24 protein-coding genes are annotated in these 16,215 nt (G+C 53.9%); 4 read left to right on the top strand and 20 right to left on the bottom strand.

Going from position 1 to position 16,215, the window contains the following annotated elements:
• The first annotated feature begins 180 nt into the window (after positions 1-180).
• Positions 181-525: a hypothetical protein gene (locus NB069_RS22365; protein ID WP_250589567.1), complete on the top strand. Its 345-nt coding sequence runs from the start codon at positions 181-183 to the stop codon at positions 523-525.
• Between the two features lie 112 nt (positions 526-637).
• On the opposite strand, the gene NB069_RS22370 is transcribed toward NB069_RS22365, so the two are convergent.
• The 18 genes from NB069_RS22370 to NB069_RS22455 all read right to left on the bottom strand — a co-directional run bounded on the left by NB069_RS22370 (position 638) and on the right by NB069_RS22455 (position 11,466).
• On the bottom strand, positions 638-955 hold the full coding sequence (locus tag NB069_RS22370) for a CcgAII protein (protein WP_250589568.1): 318 nt from the start codon (positions 953-955) through the stop codon (positions 638-640).
• Between the two features lie 54 nt (positions 956-1,009).
• Positions 1,010-1,189, bottom strand: a complete 180-nt coding sequence (locus NB069_RS22375; protein ID WP_115719248.1) for a cobalamin biosynthesis protein CbiX — start codon at positions 1,187-1,189, stop codon at positions 1,010-1,012.
• Positions 1,190-2,514: 1,325 nt separating this feature from the next.
• A complete protein-coding gene (locus NB069_RS22380) occupies positions 2,515-2,715 on the bottom strand; it encodes a hypothetical protein (protein ID WP_250589569.1) in 201 nt (66 codons plus the stop codon).
• Between the two features lie 42 nt (positions 2,716-2,757).
• Entirely contained in the window at positions 2,758-3,090 is a 333-nt protein-coding gene (locus tag NB069_RS22385) for a hypothetical protein (RefSeq protein WP_250589570.1), read from the bottom strand.
• Positions 3,091-3,186: 96 nt separating this feature from the next.
• Complete coding sequence (locus NB069_RS22390; protein WP_250589571.1) at positions 3,187-3,696, bottom strand: antirestriction protein ArdA; 510 nt, start codon at positions 3,694-3,696, stop codon at positions 3,187-3,189.
• Between the two features lie 554 nt (positions 3,697-4,250).
• Entirely contained in the window at positions 4,251-4,439 is a 189-nt protein-coding gene (locus NB069_RS22395) for an Hha/YmoA family nucleoid-associated regulatory protein (RefSeq protein ID WP_227502153.1), read from the bottom strand.
• A gap of 178 nt (positions 4,440-4,617) precedes the next feature.
• Positions 4,618-4,902 carry a cobalamin biosynthesis protein CbiX gene (locus NB069_RS22400; protein ID WP_033558639.1) on the bottom strand — a complete coding sequence of 95 codons (285 nt, stop codon included), beginning with the start codon at positions 4,900-4,902 and terminating at the stop codon, positions 4,618-4,620.
• Between the two features lie 152 nt (positions 4,903-5,054).
• Positions 5,055-5,852 carry an LPD29 domain-containing protein gene (locus NB069_RS22405; protein ID WP_250589572.1) on the bottom strand — a complete coding sequence of 266 codons (798 nt, stop codon included), beginning with the start codon at positions 5,850-5,852 and terminating at the stop codon, positions 5,055-5,057.
• A gap of 446 nt (positions 5,853-6,298) precedes the next feature.
• Positions 6,299-6,523, bottom strand: coding sequence for a hypothetical protein (locus NB069_RS22410; RefSeq protein WP_250589573.1), 225 nt, complete (start codon positions 6,521-6,523; stop codon positions 6,299-6,301).
• 54 nt (positions 6,524-6,577) lie between these two features.
• Entirely contained in the window at positions 6,578-6,790 is a 213-nt protein-coding gene (locus NB069_RS22415) for a DUF905 family protein (RefSeq protein ID WP_250589574.1), read from the bottom strand.
• Between the two features lie 184 nt (positions 6,791-6,974).
• Positions 6,975-7,316, bottom strand: coding sequence for a hypothetical protein (locus tag NB069_RS22420; protein WP_244446412.1), 342 nt, complete (start codon positions 7,314-7,316; stop codon positions 6,975-6,977).
• A 10-nt stretch (positions 7,317-7,326) separates the two neighbouring features.
• Complete coding sequence (gene ccgD, locus NB069_RS22425; protein WP_113458038.1) at positions 7,327-7,629, bottom strand: protein CcgD; 303 nt, start codon at positions 7,627-7,629, stop codon at positions 7,327-7,329.
• Positions 7,630-8,246: 617 nt separating this feature from the next.
• Positions 8,247-8,471 (bottom strand): hypothetical protein, encoded by a 225-nt coding sequence (locus NB069_RS22430; RefSeq protein ID WP_113458036.1) that lies wholly within the window; start codon positions 8,469-8,471, stop codon positions 8,247-8,249.
• A 10-nt stretch (positions 8,472-8,481) separates the two neighbouring features.
• Positions 8,482-8,736 (bottom strand): cobalamin biosynthesis protein CbiX, encoded by a 255-nt coding sequence (locus tag NB069_RS22435; RefSeq protein WP_113458035.1) that lies wholly within the window; start codon positions 8,734-8,736, stop codon positions 8,482-8,484.
• 13 nt (positions 8,737-8,749) lie between these two features.
• Entirely contained in the window at positions 8,750-9,124 is a 375-nt protein-coding gene (locus NB069_RS22440) for an antirestriction protein ArdR (RefSeq protein WP_250379510.1), read from the bottom strand.
• A 57-nt stretch (positions 9,125-9,181) separates the two neighbouring features.
• Entirely contained in the window at positions 9,182-9,607 is a 426-nt protein-coding gene (gene ardB / locus NB069_RS22445) for an antirestriction protein ArdB (RefSeq protein WP_113458034.1), read from the bottom strand.
• Positions 9,608-9,759: 152 nt separating this feature from the next.
• Positions 9,760-11,037 carry a DGQHR domain-containing protein gene (locus NB069_RS22450; RefSeq protein ID WP_113458033.1) on the bottom strand — a complete coding sequence of 426 codons (1,278 nt, stop codon included), beginning with the start codon at positions 11,035-11,037 and terminating at the stop codon, positions 9,760-9,762.
• Positions 11,038-11,088: 51 nt separating this feature from the next.
• Positions 11,089-11,466: a hypothetical protein gene (locus NB069_RS22455; protein ID WP_139581396.1), complete on the bottom strand. Its 378-nt coding sequence runs from the start codon at positions 11,464-11,466 to the stop codon at positions 11,089-11,091.
• Between the two features lie 538 nt (positions 11,467-12,004).
• Here NB069_RS22455 and mucA point away from each other — a divergent pair.
• The 3 genes from mucA to NB069_RS22470 all read left to right on the top strand — a co-directional run bounded on the left by mucA (position 12,005) and on the right by NB069_RS22470 (position 14,634).
• Positions 12,005-12,445 (top strand): translesion error-prone DNA polymerase V autoproteolytic subunit MucA, encoded by a 441-nt coding sequence (gene mucA, locus NB069_RS22460; protein WP_032734220.1) that lies wholly within the window; start codon positions 12,005-12,007, stop codon positions 12,443-12,445.
• Positions 12,433-13,698: a translesion error-prone DNA polymerase V subunit MucB gene (mucB, locus tag NB069_RS22465; RefSeq protein ID WP_250589575.1), complete on the top strand. Its 1,266-nt coding sequence runs from the start codon at positions 12,433-12,435 to the stop codon at positions 13,696-13,698. The genes mucA and mucB overlap by 13 nt, the downstream gene beginning before the upstream one ends.
• 150 nt (positions 13,699-13,848) lie before the next feature.
• On the top strand, positions 13,849-14,634 hold the full coding sequence (locus NB069_RS22470; protein ID WP_113458030.1) for a SprT-like domain-containing protein: 786 nt from the start codon (positions 13,849-13,851) through the stop codon (positions 14,632-14,634).
• 15 nt (positions 14,635-14,649) lie between these two features.
• Here the strand turns inward: NB069_RS22470 and NB069_RS22475 are convergent, their stop codons facing one another.
• Both NB069_RS22475 and NB069_RS22480 read right to left on the bottom strand, forming a co-directional pair.
• A complete protein-coding gene (locus NB069_RS22475) occupies positions 14,650-15,132 on the bottom strand; it encodes a hypothetical protein (protein WP_250589576.1) in 483 nt (160 codons plus the stop codon).
• A gap of 16 nt (positions 15,133-15,148) precedes the next feature.
• Positions 15,149-15,478, bottom strand: a complete 330-nt coding sequence (locus NB069_RS22480; RefSeq protein WP_033558753.1) for a TrfB-related DNA-binding protein — start codon at positions 15,476-15,478, stop codon at positions 15,149-15,151.
• Between the last annotated feature and the right edge of the window lie 737 nt (positions 15,479-16,215).

The raw sequence follows: 16,215 nt of genomic DNA on the forward strand, positions 1-16,215 counted from the left end.
GGTTTTTTTTCAAGCGGAGCGCGGAGGCCGCAGGCCGGAGGCATTAGTGGCCGCCGCCCGCGTAAGCGGGGCGAGACGCGCAGCGGCTCGATGCGCAGCACGGCAGAACGGCCCCGCAGGGGTAATGCCCGGTTTTATTCTGCGTGACTGTCACGCGTGACGGTCACAAGGAGGAAAGTGATGAATGATCGAAAGCGGGAACAAGCCCGTATACGCCAGGCCCGCCGCCGCGCGCGCCTGAAAGAAGAAGGCGCAAGCGTGACTGTCACGCTAACAAAACAGGAAGAAGCTATGCTGCATGAGCTTTGCCGTGTGCGCCGACCCGGACGAACAGCCTATTCCACGAATGAGTTTTTCCAGCTGCTGCTAATCCGAAACTGGCAACAGTGGCAGGAGCAAAAGGCGCAGCTGGGGAAATGCCAGGCTTGCGGAAAGCTGAAGGCGGAGGGAGGTTGCGGGGGCGAACGGCAGAGCGAAACCTTTAACTGCTGGCTGGCCGTCGAAGCAAACGAGCTTAATTTGTAGTGTATTGTGCAATACAGAAATTGCTAAAAGCAGTCGGTGTAATAACTGAAACGGCCGCGCAGCGGAAAGAAAAAAGCCCGGTCAATCCGGGCTTGTTTCTTTCGGCGGCACCTTAATCGTCTAGATCGCCGCAGCCCAGCGGGCAACAATTCCGGTCAATACCGTGGCTGCAATAACCGTTCTCACGGTCCTGGCGGATTTCTTCCGCGATCTCGTCCTGGGTCAGGTAATCAAATTCACGCCGCGCTACTGCGATCAGTTCATCCCGAAACTCGGCCGGAACGTCAGCAAGATAGCCATCAATATCTGCGCTCAGGCGGCGCTGATACAATTCATAAATCAGGCCGCAGCGTGGCTGCTGTTCGCGCGAAAAAATTTCACACTGGCGACGAAAATCTTCCATGATTTGCTCAACGGTTTGTGTCGTCATGTCGTTTGTCCTCGATGTTTCGGTTAAAGACCCGGCAATGCCGGGTCGCCAGTGTTATTTTGTATGTTGCAGCAGCTGGTCTAATTTAGCCGCCAGCGCATACGTCGACGGGAAAGCGCCTTGCAGTCGCTGATTTGGCAGCTGGTTAAATGCTTCAAGGCAGGCGCGCAGCATCATTGCTTGCTGGGATTCGACTTCTTTTTTCAGCTGGGAAGGGGTGGTAACAGTGGTCATGCTTACTCCTTAGTGATCCGATACCGGCAATTTATCGGGCGGCGGTATTGCCTCCCGATGATTTAATTATCGGTGATTATGCCTTTAAAGTCAATACAAGTACGGAATATATTTACCTGTTTTTTTTATGCCCGTCAGGGCATGGAAGGCGACCGCGCCGGACTCCACCGGACACCGGGGGCAAATCGCCGGAAACTGCGGCGCTGACCGGCGCGCCCGGCCAACCCCCCTCCCTGCTAAGCCATAACCCCCTCACCGCCACGCAGCTGCCGCACGTCCCCCACGGGGGTGCGCAGTGGGCGCCGCGCGCCTGCGCGCGGGAACGGCGGCCCGCCTGCGGGTCGCGGCGCCGTACTGCGAGTTACCGGACGCCACGCGGCCGGTTACGGGGGACACCGCACCGCACGGCCAGCGCCCCGCTGAGCTGCACAATCCACGGATAACACAATCGCGCTCTGGCAAAGGATGCCGACGCCTGAAGGGCGTTGGCACCCCGAAGGGGCGGGGCGGCCGCTTGCGGCCGGGCGAGTCCGGCGCAGGGTGTGGCCTGCCAAGCGGAGCGCGGAGGCCGCAGGCCGGAGGCGTTAGCGGCAGCTGCCCGCAGGGGCGAGACGCGTAGCGGCTCGATGCGCAGCACAGCAGAGCGGCCCCGCAGGGGCAACGCCCGGTGTGGCATCAGGGTTAATCACGATGGCAGAACATGAGCTGGAGAGATCGCCGGCAAGCGACAGCGAAGGGGCGGCGCAGCCGCCCCGATGGCTGTTACTTGTCTTTGTCGCGTAGCGCTTTGATTAGGCCGGTTACGGCCGTAATCAGGGCGGCCAGAGAGGTGAGGATTTGCGGGAGGTTTTCGAGGATGGTAGAGGTCATGTAGCACCTGTAGTGAAGTTGGCGGGGTGTCGTTTCCGACGGCCGCTTTGTAACCGGGCGGATAAGGCAGGTTGTCAACAGCTTGAGCGAAGCGTCTGTTGACAACCTGCCGCGCCCGGTTACATTGCGGACATAGGCGGAACGACCCTCGCCAACGGAACGGTTTCATGACCGGGCAGCGGAGACACCGGCGAACCTGGCTGGCGCTGACGCCAGCCGCCAAGCGCCAGCGCGGAGGGCAACGCCCGGAGGTCAAGCGGAGCGCGGAGGGCAACGCCCGGAGGCGTTAGCGGCCGCTGCCCGCAGGGGCGAGACGCGCAGCGGCTCGATGCGCAGCACAGCAGAGCGGCCCCGCAGGGGTAACGCCCGGCGTTTGCTGCTGTTCCTCTCTCGTCCATCTGAAATCGGCGGTAGGGCCATAAAATAATGGCGCCCGTCTGGGCGCCATATTCGAATCAGGGGTTTTGCTTCTGTGTCCATAACCGGCCAGCCAGCGCAGCTTCTGCCTGCTGCTCGGTATCAAAATACTCGTTAGATTCACGTGATACCGGCTCACCGTATTCTGTTTGCGTTCCAATGTAAAAGCCGCGGGCTGACTCCATCACTTCCAGTTTCAGGCGCATCCCGATTTGAGCGGCCAGTTTTCCATATTCCATTTTCACTCCTTCAGGGGGCTTTAGCCCCCGTACTGTTAGCCGTCAGGCAATATCGTTTTTGTAGCAGGCATAACCGAAGCTAAGCTCTGTTTTCATATGATGGCGGGCATAGTCCCAGGCAGCGTGGCCGAAGTCCTCATAATCTGCCATGACGATTTCACGGGCTTTATGCCATTGCTGCACTGATGAAAGCGGTAGAACAGGGCAGGGAAGTGACCAGTCTGTCACAGTGTTGCAGATCATATCTGCCAGGCGCACCAAAGTGCCGTAAACAAGCTCTGTGCGCAGATCCGCCACCATGCGCTTTTCGCGTAGTGATGCCAGATAATCAATCTCTTTGGTAATGTCAGAATTTAAGCGGGTCTGGTAATCCATGATGTACTCCTTTGCGCGCCGATACCGGCAATTTTGATAGGGGCCGAAACCCCTATGCCTTATATGTACAGCCCCCGCATGGCAGGGGCTTGCCCGTCAGAACGTCATGTTAAATACATGCCCGTCATAGAATCTGAATTCGCCCATAAACAGATCACGCGCATAAGCCTCAAGGTCAAAATAACGCGCTACGCAATCAGGTATACCATTCAGCAAGCCGCTAATATCCAGATATTCCTGTGCGTACGTTTCCTCATCCTTAGCCTCGCCCATGTAGGCATTATCAAACTGGTCATAATCAGTGCTGCTGAACAGTTCGACAAACGCCAGAAACGCCGCCTCCCGGCCTTCCTCGCTGGCTTGTTTAAAGCCGTCGATGAATTCCCATTTAATGTGACCCTCTGACGCCATATCTGCCGGAAAACCCTCCCAGTCTTGAAACATAAACTCAGGATCAGCTTCATTGGCGTGCAGCTCGCGGCAGCGCTCATAAAATTCCTCAGAACTGTCAAATTCAGTCAGATCGAGCCAGGCTCCGGCAATGCTTCCGCAGTTGTATTTATGGTAGGTGCCAACATAAACAGCAGGGGTAGTTACAGTAGACATGGTTTACTCCTTTAAGCGCCGATACCGGCAATTTTTCGGGCGGCGGTGTTGCCTCCCGATGATTTAATTATCGGTGATTATGCCTTTAAAGTCAATACAAGTACGGAATATATTTACCTGTTTTTTTTATGCCCGTCAGGGCATGGAAGGCGACCGCGCCGGACTCCACCGGACACCGGGGGCAAATCGCCGGAAACTGCGGCGCTGACCGGCGCGCCCGGCCAACCCCCCTCCCTGCTAAGCCATAACCCCCTCACCGCCACGCAGCTGCCGCACGTCCCCCACGGGGGTGCGCAGTGGGCGCCGCGCGCCTGCGCGCGGGAACGGCGGCCCGCCTGCGGGTCGCGGCGCCGTACTGCGAGTTACCGGGCGCCACGCGGCCGGTTACGGGGGACACCGCACCGCACGGCCAGCTGATGGGTTGCCAAGCGGAGCGCGGAGGCCGCAGGCCGGAGGCGTCAGTGACAGCTGCCCGCAGGGGCGAGACGCGTAGCGGCTCGATGCGCAGCACAGCAGAACGGCCCCGGAGGGGTGACGTCCGGGGTAAGGTTTTGTTAATCAACGTAGCGCCAGACATGCGAAGGCACTTTGTCCCACAGCTTGCCTGAAACAATTTCAGCGCGCCGGTGATCAGCAGCAGACTCAAAAGCGCCATAATCGCACTCTGGCACCTGGTCACGATCCAACATCGACTGATAGACCTTTTCCAGCGTATCGCGCTGGCGGCAAGCCCTGAAGCGCATCAGATAGTATGAGCGACGGGCTTTGTATTCGAAGTTTGACAAGGGAAGCATCCATTTCGGTAAGCGGCAGGCGAAGCCTGGCACATTTAGAGGTTTTGAGTTTATCACGGCCAGAGAACGCCTAAATCGCCCTCTGAGCGCTTCAACTAAAAAAGGCGGGGATTACCCGCCTTTTTCCTTACAGCTGCTTACGAGGCTTTTTGCGCGTCATATACAGCGGTAACGCGCAGTCAATGGCGTATAAAAAGCACGCCAGCGCAGCACATCCAAACAACAACGCCAGCGGGCCATTATCGGCATTGCTAAAAATACCCGTAGCAGCACACAGACCTAATACAGCAGCGATGGCGCATGAGAGCTGAACCATTTCACGCATACCGGCACGAACCATAAACCAGGGCAGGGCGAGAGCGGCAGCGCTGGCAAACAGCGCGAGGGGGATTAAAACGAAAAGATAGTGCATGTGATATTCCTCATTGAATGCCGATACCGGCGATTAATCGGGGGCGGTGTTGCCTCCCGATGATTTAATTATCGGTGATTATGCCTTTAAAGTCAATATAAGTACGGAATATATTTATATATATTTACCCCCCGTTTAGGGGGGTATCCAGTTTATTTTTTACTGATCGCGGCGGCTGCCTGGTGAATCGCTGATTGCAGGCCGTGGCTAAAATACTCGTTACCAACGTTCCACAGCTTGCCGGAACGAAAAGCCGCAACGGTGCAATCATCCCCAATCACCGTTTTATAACGGCTTTTAACGCTTGCGATCGCTTCCTCGATCAGAGCATCGGAGCATTCACGCGAGGTGAAAAGGTAGTTAACGCCGCCATAAACTTTATTGAATGGGTCGTTACCGTACTCATACATATCCGTCATACCGTCAAAACGGCCTTCCTGAAAACGGCTGATTATGGCGTCCACTTCTTCGGTTGTCGGGCCGTCTGTCCAGCCCACATTGATGCAGGAATAATCACGCATACGCACCGAAAATTTAATACCTTTGAAATGCTTTTTCAGCAGCAGGCGGATATTTTTTGCCGCCAGTTTCGCCGTGCTGGGTTCGTCTTTCTTGGTCAGTAAATCCTGATAGTCTGGATTCGTTGATACCTGCTCACGGCTGCGCTGTTCTTCCTCTGCCTTGCGCGCGGCTTCTTCTTCGCGGCGCTGCTTACACACGCGAACGATTTCGCGGCGGCGGCGGATTTCATCAAGTGACAGTGTTTTATCTGTTAGCGTCCAGCCAAAGCGCGCATTGATCCGGGCTTGCGCAACGGTGAACGCGGTCGGTAATTCGAGGTTTAAGAGGGTGTAGGAGATTTCGCCATCAGAGAGAGTTACTTCACTGACTGCAACCTCATCATTGAGATGTTTCAGGCACTGACCAACTTTCAGTAATTGAGTGTTCATGTAGGACTCCTTTAGCGCCGATACCGGCAATTTTTCAGGCGGCGGTATTGCCTCCCGATGATTTAATTATCGGTGATTACGCCCTTAAAGTCAATACAAGTACGGGATATATTTACCTGTTTTTATGCCCGTCAGGGCATGGAAGGCGACCGCGCCGGACTCCACCGGACACCGGGGCCAAATCGCCGGAAACTGCGGCGCTGACCGGCGCGACAGGCCAAACCCCCTCCCTGCTAAGCCAAAACCCCCTCACCGCCACGCAGCTGCCGCACGTCCCCCACGGGGGTGCGCAGTGGGCGCCGCGCGCCTGCGCGCGGGAACGGCGGCCCGCCTGCGGGTCGCGGCGCCGTACTGCGAGTTACCGGGCGCCACGCGGCCGGTTACGGGGGACACCGCTCCGAACGAAAAAAGGCACCCCATTGGGTGCCTTAATCTGTTTATCAGCTTCAGATTTCTGTTGAGCCGATCCATTGATTTTCCAGGTAAGCATTAGCGCCGTCCTGTATACCTTCCGGCTGTACTTTGCTTAAAAGCTCATGAGTCCATCCGCCATCTGGCGCTTTTTGACTGTAAATTTCATTTCCTTCCAGACTCTTGATAATGAGCCTGCTGTGTTTTACGGGGGTCAGAATGTCTGGTTCGCCCGCCCGCTGGTCTGTTATGTAATGCAAACGCAGCTCCTGTAGTGTGGCTAATTTTATGCCCGGCTATTGCCGGGCAGGGGATTAAAGCGGGGCGTAACGCATGAGTTCACGCTCCAGATCTTCTTTAAAATCCTTCTCAAAATCCCAGGCACGCCAGATAAGCAGGCCTGTTTCTTTGCAACGGATTTCAACCTGGTGATCGTCATATTTGGATACTGCCGCAATTTTAACGTTAACCTGCGTCACCGGACGCTCAGCCAGCATTTGCTCTATTGCCTTTCTTTCCATTTCCATACTCCTTAAATACTGCCGATACCGGCAATTTTTCGGGCGGCGGTATTGCCTCCCGATGTTTTAATTATCGGTTATCGCGCCTTTAAAGTCAATACAAGTACGGAATATATTTACCTTTACTTATATCCGTCAGGGCATGGAAGGCGACCGCGCCGGACTCTACCGGACACCGGCCGCAGGGGAATTAAAGGCTTTGCGCGTCCAGGAGATTCACCTGGGCCGGGGTAACGTGAAATTTTTCCCCTTTGTGGATCACGTTATCTGGCGCGGTTATTTCATCACTGATAAAGCTCACCGGATAACGTTTTTTTCCGCAAATCCGCTCGCTAAACCATGCCACTTTTGCCGCTGGCCTATCGAGTGGATGAACAATCATACCCGCCATGCTGCAACCCGTGGCGGGTTCGTCCAGCGTGATGCTTACCGGGACTGTATCCCGGTAAAAGAACTTAACCGGCGGCGCTGCTGCCTGCGTAGCGGCTGAGAGCAACGCCAGCCCGATAACCGCTATCCGATTAATAAGCATTTTATTCCCCTTACTCATGCTGGCTTATCACCTTGCCAGCTGTTACCAGTTTACGAAAGTCGCTTTCATGAATTTCACGCCCATGCTCAAGCGCTGAATACACGTTGCCGATTAGCCAGTTACCAGGCGTTTTTGTCTCGGTATACCACCATGCTTCCGTCAGAATAAGCAGCGGCTCGCTATCCTCGCCCTTTTCATAAATCCAGATTTTAGTGACGTCTTTACCCGTTTCGTTACTGCCCTGGATAGTCGGGTCAAAGGTATGATCGATTTCTATATCGAAGTAACGCTGAAGGAAGTTGGTAAAGTGCATGACGACTCCTGTTTGCGCCGATACCGGCAATTTTTCGGGCAGCGGTATTGCCTCCCGATGATTTAATTATCGGTGATTATGCCTTCAAAGTCAATATAAGTACGGAATATATTTACCTGTTTTTATGCCCGTCAGGGCATGGAAGGCGACCGCGCCGGACTCCACCGGACACCGGCCGCAAATCGCCGGAAACTGCGGCGCTGACCGGCGCGCCCGGCCAACCCCCCTCCCTGCTAAGCCATAGCCCAGCTCGCCGCCACGCAGCTGCCGCACGTCCCCCACGGGGGTGCGCAGTGGGCGCCGCGCGCCTGCGCGCGGGAACGGCGGCCCGCCTGCGGGTCGCGGCGCCGTACTGCGAGTTACCGGGCGCCACGCGGCCGGTTACGGGGGACACCGCACCGCACGGCCAGCGCCCCGCTGAGCTGCACGATCCACGGATAATGCAAAGTAGGTTGTAGGGGAAGTGGCCGTCAGCTGGGGAAGGGGTTGTCAAGCGCAGCGCGGAGGCCGCAGGCCGGAGGCGTCAGTGACAGCTGCCCGCAGGGGCGAGACGCGTAGCGGCTCGATGCGCAGCACAGCAGAACGGCCCCGGAGGGGTGACGTCCGGGGTTCCGCTTTTAAGCATTTTTGAATGCTCTGGCGATACCGCTGATGCAGAATAAAATCACACCTGTGCCGCCTGTAACACCGAAAGTGGAAACCCAGGCATTCCACGCGTGTTTCATGCTTGCGCCGTCTCCCGGCTGAAAATAGTTCCAGTACACCATGCCAGCGATCACTGATATAGCTATGCAGACAACCGCCCAGGCTAACTTTAGATTTTCCTTCGTTGATGCTTTCATACCTGCCACCTTATTCAGATACGTTAATGCTCAGCTTTTCTGCCAGCTTTTCGCCAGATAAAAAAACGCATATCCATTTCCCGGTCACTAAGAAAACGGACGTCGCCGCTCGTCCTTCAATATCTGACCTGTCCTCAGTGTGGGATATTAACTCGCGCTGGATGATGTGCGTCTCGCCTCTATCATCCTTTACGGCGATTAAACCCCCTATAGAACAGGGATTGCTACTACTAATGTTGGTGCTGTTTTCGATTTTGTTCAGCATAGTTTTCCCTCAACTATTGCGATGTAAGCGACTTAAAGAAATCAGACGCCTTGAGAATATCGCTATCCTGGAAGGCGGGGAACGTCGCTTCTGTCAGCTCCTGCGCGCTATCTGCCCGTATAACGGTTTCATCGCGGATCATCGTTCGCTTAACGCCATCAGCCTGTTTTTTGCTGAATGAATGGCGAAAAACAACCGTATACTTGCCGCCATTATCCTGATGAACAGCAGTATCCCAGCGATGATTACCCTGTTTGCGAAAGTGGTGATAGATTTGCTGGCCGTAGCGCTCCTGATCGGAATTACGGTAATCGAACATTAACAGTTCCAAAAGCATTAACCGGGCTGGCAATTGCCAGGCGGTTGGTTGTTGAAGTGTCGCTAACATAGTTCCTCCTGAGCGTGACGGTCACGATAAGGCGGGCATTGCCCGCCTGGTTATCAGTTAATCAATGGCACGATAAATGCGGTTCTGGCTTTCTATCTCCAGCGTATTCACGTACTCACGCAACAGGTGATACCGGTTAGCCATCGTTTCGTTCAGCTCGGCTTTGCCTTCTTCATATGCCAGCCCGCAAAAGTAGCTGTAGGCGTACAGGCAAACAATAATCCCCACTTCGCGCGGGCTGCATTCATCTTCAAAATAGTTAGGCAACGAGAGCCAAAGAGAGTGGGGCGCTTCGATAAAAAATGCGCCATTACTGGCCTGTAGATACTCCCAATAGCCACCCTGGTAGTCTTTAGCGTAACGATTAAGAAAGGACTGAATGAAGTGATCAGCGCTGAAAAAGGCGTTGTGAAAGGCTGCTGGCATGAAGTTCATGCGGGCGTTTTCAGAAATGTAGCGAGCGGTGATTTCGATAGTTTCCATGATACTTCCTCTTTAAGCCGATACCGGCAATGGTTAAGTGGCAGGCACATCACCTGCCACGTTTTAAATTATCGAATAAAGGTGCGCATAAGTCAATATTTGTACGAATTATATTTACACATATTGCTTAATTGTCTTGCGTGGCCATCACGTTATACCCCTTCTGCAATGAACTTTTTAAAGGCCCGCAGCGTCCCCACAATACGCGACCGGGTTTGCTCGTCGCCGTCGCGCAGCTGCTCCAGTTTCTCAACGACCGCTATTTGTGGCAGGCCGGTTTCCTCTTTGAGCTTCACGATCCCCGCATTGAATTTCAGCAACGTTGTATCCGGGACTTCATCGCCCAGGTAAGGGCGCAGCCACGCGCATTCTGCGAACGGGTCAACCAGCCGCTGTAACTCAATAGCCGTTGCTTCCAGCGCGCGGCGGTCGGTTCTGATGGTGCCGGTTTGCGGATCTACACAAATGTCATGCCAGTTTTCATGCACAAAGCTGTCTCTGTAGTGAAAACCGTTCTCGCCCTGTTCGGCGCAGGCCAGGAGACTGACAATTGAATCCAGCGGCCGCGTTTGCAGCATCCGGGCCGTCGCCATCCCCATAGCATTAACCATGATCCCATGAAGCCCCAGCGCTTCCTGGCGGTATTCGGCGGCAATATCATCCTGCGCTATATCCAGCCAGCGCATGGCGCCTGACCAGGCAGACCATAGCTTTTCGGCCGCGTCGCGCTGCTGAAGCGTAGGCTCGCTACTGGCGCGCAGGCTGAGCATCTTTTTGGTGGCATCATTAAGCGCCTTAAAACTGATAAGGCGTGAGCTTTTCGCGGGAACGGCGTTATGTTCAAAATCGACCGCCCCTGCAAGGCCGGAAACATTTTGCGCCAGGTACATCGCCAGCTGGTTAACCGGGTCGTTGTTGTTGTAAGCCATGCTGATCGCTGCTGCTGGTTTGCTGGCGTTGTTGTTAATGTCAGCAAAAAACTGCTGGCGCATTTCAAGCGGCAGGCCAACCGTCAACAACAGGCTGATAGTGTCGCCGGTGTTTGCGTAGTCCCGGACAAAATCCATGATGCCCAGCGCCCTGTGCTGTCCGTCGAATAACTTCAGATCGGCTTCCATTGGGATTTTCAGGATACCCACAGATGGCGACAGTTCGCTGGGAAGGAAATCTACGGCAATATCAATATTTCCGGTGATCGAGGGCAGAATATACGGCTTTCCGCTGCCGGTGGCATCGGCAACATAATTTCTGATTTTACGCGCGCGCGTTCTGTTTGCTTCGCGCTGGCTGCGGGCCATTACATCGCCCTGATCATCCATTGCCAGAAGGCGGCGTAAAACAGCCATTGGCACTGTCAGCATGTACTGTTCAACGCCACCCTGGACGCCGCGTGTTGCCGGTAATTCGAAAAAATAGTTATCAGTATTCATTTCAGGTTCCTTCACATTTAGTTGATGCCCGGCCTTAACCGGGCGAAAAGGTTAGCGATCGAGAAGCATTTTTTTGACGTCGGCGCGCCAGTTAAGCGAATCGAAATAAACGAGAAATTCTTCATGTGAAGGAACAGCATCACGCGCAAACATAAACTGATGCGCGGAAAGCCAGCAATCGTCCTGCTCGGTGAATACCTGAATGTCCGGTGCGCCATCGGTTGAAGTGATCTCAGCGTACCAGGGGAAAACAGCACACATCATGTCCTCGTCCGGCTCGCCGCCATTCACTTCATCCTGGACGTGGAACCATACATAACCAATTGCCAGGGCAGGTTCGCCATTTTGGGCCGGTTTCAGTGAGGTCAATTCCGGGTTACTGACAAACCAGTTGAGATTAAAAAACTGGTGGGGGGTTAATAAACGCATATATCTCCTTAGCTGCCGATACCGGCAATTTTTCGGGCGGCGGTGTTGCCTCCCGATGATTTAATTATCGGTGATTATGCCTTTAAAGTCAATACAAGTACGGAATATATTTACCTGTTTTTATGCCCGTCAGGGCATGGAAGGCGACCGCGCCGGACTCCACCGGACACCGGCCGCAAATCGCCGGAAACTGCGGCGCTGACCGGCGCGCCCGGCCAACCCCCCTCCCTGCTAAGCCATAGCCCAGCTCGCCGCCACGCAGCTGCCGCACGTCCCCCACGGGGGTGCGCAGTGGGCGCCGCGCGCCTGCGCGCGGGAACGGCGGCCCGCCTGCGGGTCGCGGCGCCGTACTGCGAGTTACCGGGCGCCACGCGGCCGGTTACGGGGGACATTAAGTAAGCAGGAAGCCATCTAAACACTATATATAGCGTTCGCCGGCAGCTGAAAAAGCACTACATATAGTAGCGAAGCGGTAAAACTTGCCAACCTGACCATAACAGCGATACTGTATAAATAAACAGTGATTTGGAAGATCGCTATGAAGGTCGAAATTTTTGAAAACTCCGGCGCCTGCCGGGTACACAGCATCCCGTTTTATCTGCAAAGAATTTCTGCCGGGTTCCCCAGCCCGGCGCAGGGCTACGAAAAGCAAGAGCTAAACCTGCATGAATATTGCGTTCGCCACCCTTCGGCAACTTACTTTCTGCGGGTTTCCGGCTCGTCGATGGAAGATGGCCGTATCCACGATGGTGACGTACTGGTTGTGGATCGCTCGCTGACGGCCAGCCACGGCTCAATCGTAGTCGCCTGCATCCACAATGAATTTACCGTGAAGCGGTTATTGCTGAAGCCCAGACCCTGCCTGATGCCGATGAACAAGGATTTCCCTGTCTATTACATCGACCCGGAGAATGAGAGCGTCGAAATCTGGGGAGTGGTTACGCATTCCCTTATCGAGCATCCGGTATGTTTGCGCTGATTGATGTAAATGGCATGTACGCCAGCTGTGAGCAGGCATTTCGGCCCGATCTGGCAAACCGCGCGGTGGCCGTTTTATCCAACAACGATGGCAACATTGTGGCCCGCAATTATCTGGCGAAGAAAGCGGGCCTGAAAATGGGCGATCCGTACTTTAAAGTCAGGCCCATAATCGAGCGTCATAACGTCGCTATTTTCAGCTCGAATTACACGCTCTACGCTTCCATGTCGGCCCGGTTCGCGGCTGTGGTTGAGTCCCTTGCTACCCGCGTCGAACAATATTCTATTGACGAACTATTTGTTGACTGCAAAGGGATAGCGGCCGCAATGAGCCTTGACGCGTTCGGGCGCCAGCTGCGCGAGGAAGTCAGGCGACACACCACGCTGGTATGCGGAGTCGGTATTGCCCGCACTAAGACGCTGGCGAAGCTGTGTAACCACGCGGCAAAAACATGGCCCGCTACTGGCGGGGTGGTTGCTCTGGATGATGGCGCCAGACTGAAAAAATTAATGAGCATCCTGCCGGTGGCAGAAGTCTGGGGAGTCGGCCATCGTACAGAAAAGGCGCTCGCTACTATGGGGATCAAAACGGTGCTGGATTTAGCCAGGGCAGATACACGCCTAATCCGTAAAACGTTCGGCGTTGTGCTTGAAAGAACGGTACGGGAGCTGCGCGGCGAGGCTTGCTTCAGCTTGGAAGAAAGCCCTCCGGCGAAGCAACAGATCGTTGTTTCACGTTCATTCGGCCAACGCGTTGAAGCCCTGGCGGATATGCAGCAGGCTATCACCGGATTTGCTGCGCGCGCAGCTGAAAAACTGCGTGGTGAGCGACAATACTGCCGTGTCATAAACGTCTTTATCCGCACCAGTCCTTATTCGGTGCGTGATACACAATATGCCAACCAGGCAACCGAAAAACTGACGGTGGCAACCCAGGACAGCCGCACGATAATTCAGGCGGCACAAACCGCACTGGCGCGAATCTGGCGGGATGATATTGCGTATGCAAAAGCAGGGATCATGCTGGCAGATTTCAGCGGGAAGGAGGCCCAGCTGGATTTATTCGACTCGGCTACGCCTTCAGCTGGCAGTGAGGCGTTAATGGCTGTTCTTGACGGTATAAACCAGCGTGGAAAGAGCCAGCTGTTTTTTGCAGGCCAGGGCATAGATAACACCTTTGCTATGCGGCGTCAGATGTTGTCACCTGATTACACGACAGACTGGCGCTCGATACCGACAGCAACCATCAAATAATTACCGGCGCCGCGCGCGGGCCGGTCAACCCCTCAACCGGCCGAAACGAGTTTCGGCACGGTATCGCGGTTTTCGCTTAAAGCCGTTTCCTCTGTATAAAAGATCAGCTAAATTATGTGTATTGCACAATACATATATGGGAGGTTAACAGTGACTTTGCCTACGCCCGAAACCTACGATGAACTTCAGAAAGCCTACGATTTTTTTAATGAGAAGCTGTTCAGCAACGAGCTGCCGCCATGCCTGATAACGTTGCAGCGTGAGAAGCGAACGTATGGCTATTGTTCCTTCAAGCGCTTCGTCGGCCGCGAAAGTGGGGAAACAGTAGACGAGATCGCCATGAACCCGGTGTATTTCTCGATCAGAACGATAAAGGCCACGCTTTCAACTCTGGTGCATGAAATGGTTCACCAGTGGCAATTCCATTTTGGCGAGCCTGGCCGCCGTGGCTACCACAACAAAGAGTGGGCTGCACGGATGGAAAGAGTAGGGTTGATGCCTTCAGATACCGGCGAACCAGGAGGCAAGAAAGTGGGCCAAAGCATGACCCATTATATTATCGCCGGTGGGCCTTTCGATATGGCCTGTGATGAACTGCTGACGGGCCATTTCCGGCTTTCCTGGATGGACAGATTTCCACCTTACCAGCCTAAGCCCGGCGCTGTGTTGAGTCCCACGGGGAAAGGCTATGTTGACGACGACGAAGATGATAGCGAACACGAACTGGAGGAAGGCCGCGACCCGGTTGAACTCGACGACGAGATCATAGAAGCAATGCGATTTGTGGCGCCACCGCCAGAAGCACCAGTGAATAAAACTAACCGGGAAAAGTACAGCTGCCCGGTGTGTCATATCAACCTTTGGGGGAAACCGGGTATTGTGGTGTACTGCGGCGGGGAGCATTGCGAAAAGGCACAGCTGGTAGTTATAAAGTAAAAGCCCGTAAGGGCTTTACTTTCTTACACGTTTCTTAGCCGACTTTAAATTAGACTCTTTATAGGCTATTTCATGTTTTAGGCGATCAGCCTGAAATTTGATTAATTCCCGTATATGCAATTCGCTACTTACTCTGGGATTGTTCTTTTTGAACTCCAGTACAGTTAAATCATCAGCGGCTTTAAGCCGGGAATAAGTTTCTTTAAGCCCGGATAACTCTTTTTCTAATACCTGTATCTCATGTGGAGTATAAGAAGGGCGATATTTTGAGTAACGCGGTTCCGCCTTCTTTTTTTCCTCGTTATTAGGTAGCAGATAGGTAGCTATCAGAATAAATACTGCGCCACAAAAAACGAGTGTGGGCGCTGTAGGTAGGGAAAGCAAATAGTTTAATAATCCTGACTCTGGATTATCAGAAACGTTATTGCTGACTTGGTAAGCTGCGCTTAATGCAACAACAGCCATAAAATAGCAGAAGCTGGATAAAACACTTTTCATACTTACCTCGCTTCGTTTAATCAGGTACAGAACTAGAATTAACGCTATATTTTGCGGCTTCAGCTAAAACCTTTTTAGCCAGCTTCTCTGGTATCCAGACCTGGACTAATTGCAGAGCTTCGCCATCTTCAGTATGAAGCGTGGTGCTTTGATAAAGATCCCAGATACGTTTTGCTGTACTTGAAATATTCTGTTTGGAACGACCTACACGAGCGGCGACGTCTGTAGCCTTTTCACCTTTGACTAAAACTGAATAGCCAATATCGGTAGTAATATGCGCCAGCGATGCCATCTTAGGTAACAGCTGTTTCCATTCTGCTTCAGTAATTCTGTTTTTCTGTGCCATCTGGTTTGTCTCCAAATCGAATCGTTATAAAGAGACTACCGGTAAAAGGTGATTAAGTCAATATAAGTACGATTATTTTATACTTTAGTTTATAGGTGAGGCCCGGTGCGGCAGCAGCGCGGGCCTCGATGGAGCCGCGAAGGTGCTGGCGCCATACACGGATTAAACCATGAACCGTGAAGAACTGCGAAACTTGTTTTCGCGGTTCTGAGGGGTTGACCGAGCCGCGTAGCGGCGCTGGTAAGCAAAGACGAATCCTGACTTATTCACTGCCTGTATTGGGTAATTACAGGATATATATATACAGGAGATCGTACAGGGAAAAACTACAGGATCACCTTACAGGTTTAGGGGGGGGGTAATTTATCCTGGTTTAGGGGGGGTGATTTATCTCAGTCAGGGGGGGGGATTTATCTCAGTTAGGGGGGGGTGATTTATCTTGATGGGGGGGGGCGATTTATCTTGGATAACTTGCTGAATTAACAGGGTTATTCACAGAATAGGCAAAATGTGGATAATATTTACTTCCCGCCTGTGGACTATCTGAGGATACCTTTCTGAAAGCTGCGTACAGCTTGATGCTGAATAACTTGCCCTTTGTGTTATCCGTGGATTGTGCAGCTCCACGGGGCGCTGGCCGTGCGGTGCGGTGTCCCCCGTAACCGGCCGCGTGGCGCCCGGTAACTCGCAGTACGGCGCCGCGACCCGCAGGCGGGCCGCCGTTCCCGCGCGCAGGC

Origin of the sequence: Leclercia adecarboxylata (assembly GCF_023639785.1) — a bacterium.
Lineage (GTDB): Bacteria > Pseudomonadota > Gammaproteobacteria > Enterobacterales > Enterobacteriaceae > Enterobacter > Enterobacter adecarboxylatus_D.

Bases quoted from the DNA above. Each gene is read 5' to 3' on its own strand.
- NB069_RS22365 (WP_250589567.1), top strand. From the start codon at position 181: ATGAATGATCGAAAGCGGGAACAAGCCCGTATACGCCAGGCCCGCCGC.
- NB069_RS22370 (WP_250589568.1), bottom strand. From the start codon at position 955: ATGACGACACAAACCGTTGAGCAAATCATGGAAGATTTTCGTCGCCAG.
- NB069_RS22375 (WP_115719248.1), bottom strand. From the start codon at position 1,189: ATGACCACTGTTACCACCCCTTCCCAGCTGAAAAAAGAAGTCGAATCC.
- NB069_RS22380 (WP_250589569.1), bottom strand. From the start codon at position 2,715: ATGGAATATGGAAAACTGGCCGCTCAAATCGGGATGCGCCTGAAACTG.
- NB069_RS22385 (WP_250589570.1), bottom strand. From the start codon at position 3,090: ATGGATTACCAGACCCGCTTAAATTCTGACATTACCAAAGAGATTGAT.
- NB069_RS22390 (WP_250589571.1), bottom strand. From the start codon at position 3,696: ATGTCTACTGTAACTACCCCTGCTGTTTATGTTGGCACCTACCATAAA.
- NB069_RS22395 (WP_227502153.1), bottom strand. From the start codon at position 4,439: ATGCGCTTCAGGGCTTGCCGCCAGCGCGATACGCTGGAAAAGGTCTAT.
- NB069_RS22400 (WP_033558639.1), bottom strand. From the start codon at position 4,902: ATGCACTATCTTTTCGTTTTAATCCCCCTCGCGCTGTTTGCCAGCGCT.
- NB069_RS22405 (WP_250589572.1), bottom strand. From the start codon at position 5,852: ATGAACACTCAATTACTGAAAGTTGGTCAGTGCCTGAAACATCTCAAT.
- NB069_RS22415 (WP_250589574.1), bottom strand. From the start codon at position 6,790: ATGGAAATGGAAAGAAAGGCAATAGAGCAAATGCTGGCTGAGCGTCCG.
- NB069_RS22420 (WP_244446412.1), bottom strand. From the start codon at position 7,316: ATGCTTATTAATCGGATAGCGGTTATCGGGCTGGCGTTGCTCTCAGCC.
- ccgD (WP_113458038.1), bottom strand. From the start codon at position 7,629: ATGCACTTTACCAACTTCCTTCAGCGTTACTTCGATATAGAAATCGAT.
- NB069_RS22430 (WP_113458036.1), bottom strand. From the start codon at position 8,471: ATGAAAGCATCAACGAAGGAAAATCTAAAGTTAGCCTGGGCGGTTGTC.
- NB069_RS22435 (WP_113458035.1), bottom strand. From the start codon at position 8,736: ATGCTGAACAAAATCGAAAACAGCACCAACATTAGTAGTAGCAATCCC.
- NB069_RS22440 (WP_250379510.1), bottom strand. From the start codon at position 9,124: ATGTTAGCGACACTTCAACAACCAACCGCCTGGCAATTGCCAGCCCGG.
- ardB (WP_113458034.1), bottom strand. From the start codon at position 9,607: ATGGAAACTATCGAAATCACCGCTCGCTACATTTCTGAAAACGCCCGC.
- NB069_RS22450 (WP_113458033.1), bottom strand. From the start codon at position 11,037: ATGAATACTGATAACTATTTTTTCGAATTACCGGCAACACGCGGCGTC.
- NB069_RS22455 (WP_139581396.1), bottom strand. From the start codon at position 11,466: ATGCGTTTATTAACCCCCCACCAGTTTTTTAATCTCAACTGGTTTGTC.
- mucA (WP_032734220.1), top strand. From the start codon at position 12,005: ATGAAGGTCGAAATTTTTGAAAACTCCGGCGCCTGCCGGGTACACAGC.
- mucB (WP_250589575.1), top strand. From the start codon at position 12,433: ATGTTTGCGCTGATTGATGTAAATGGCATGTACGCCAGCTGTGAGCAG.
- NB069_RS22475 (WP_250589576.1), bottom strand. From the start codon at position 15,132: ATGAAAAGTGTTTTATCCAGCTTCTGCTATTTTATGGCTGTTGTTGCA.
- NB069_RS22480 (WP_033558753.1), bottom strand. From the start codon at position 15,478: ATGGCACAGAAAAACAGAATTACTGAAGCAGAATGGAAACAGCTGTTA.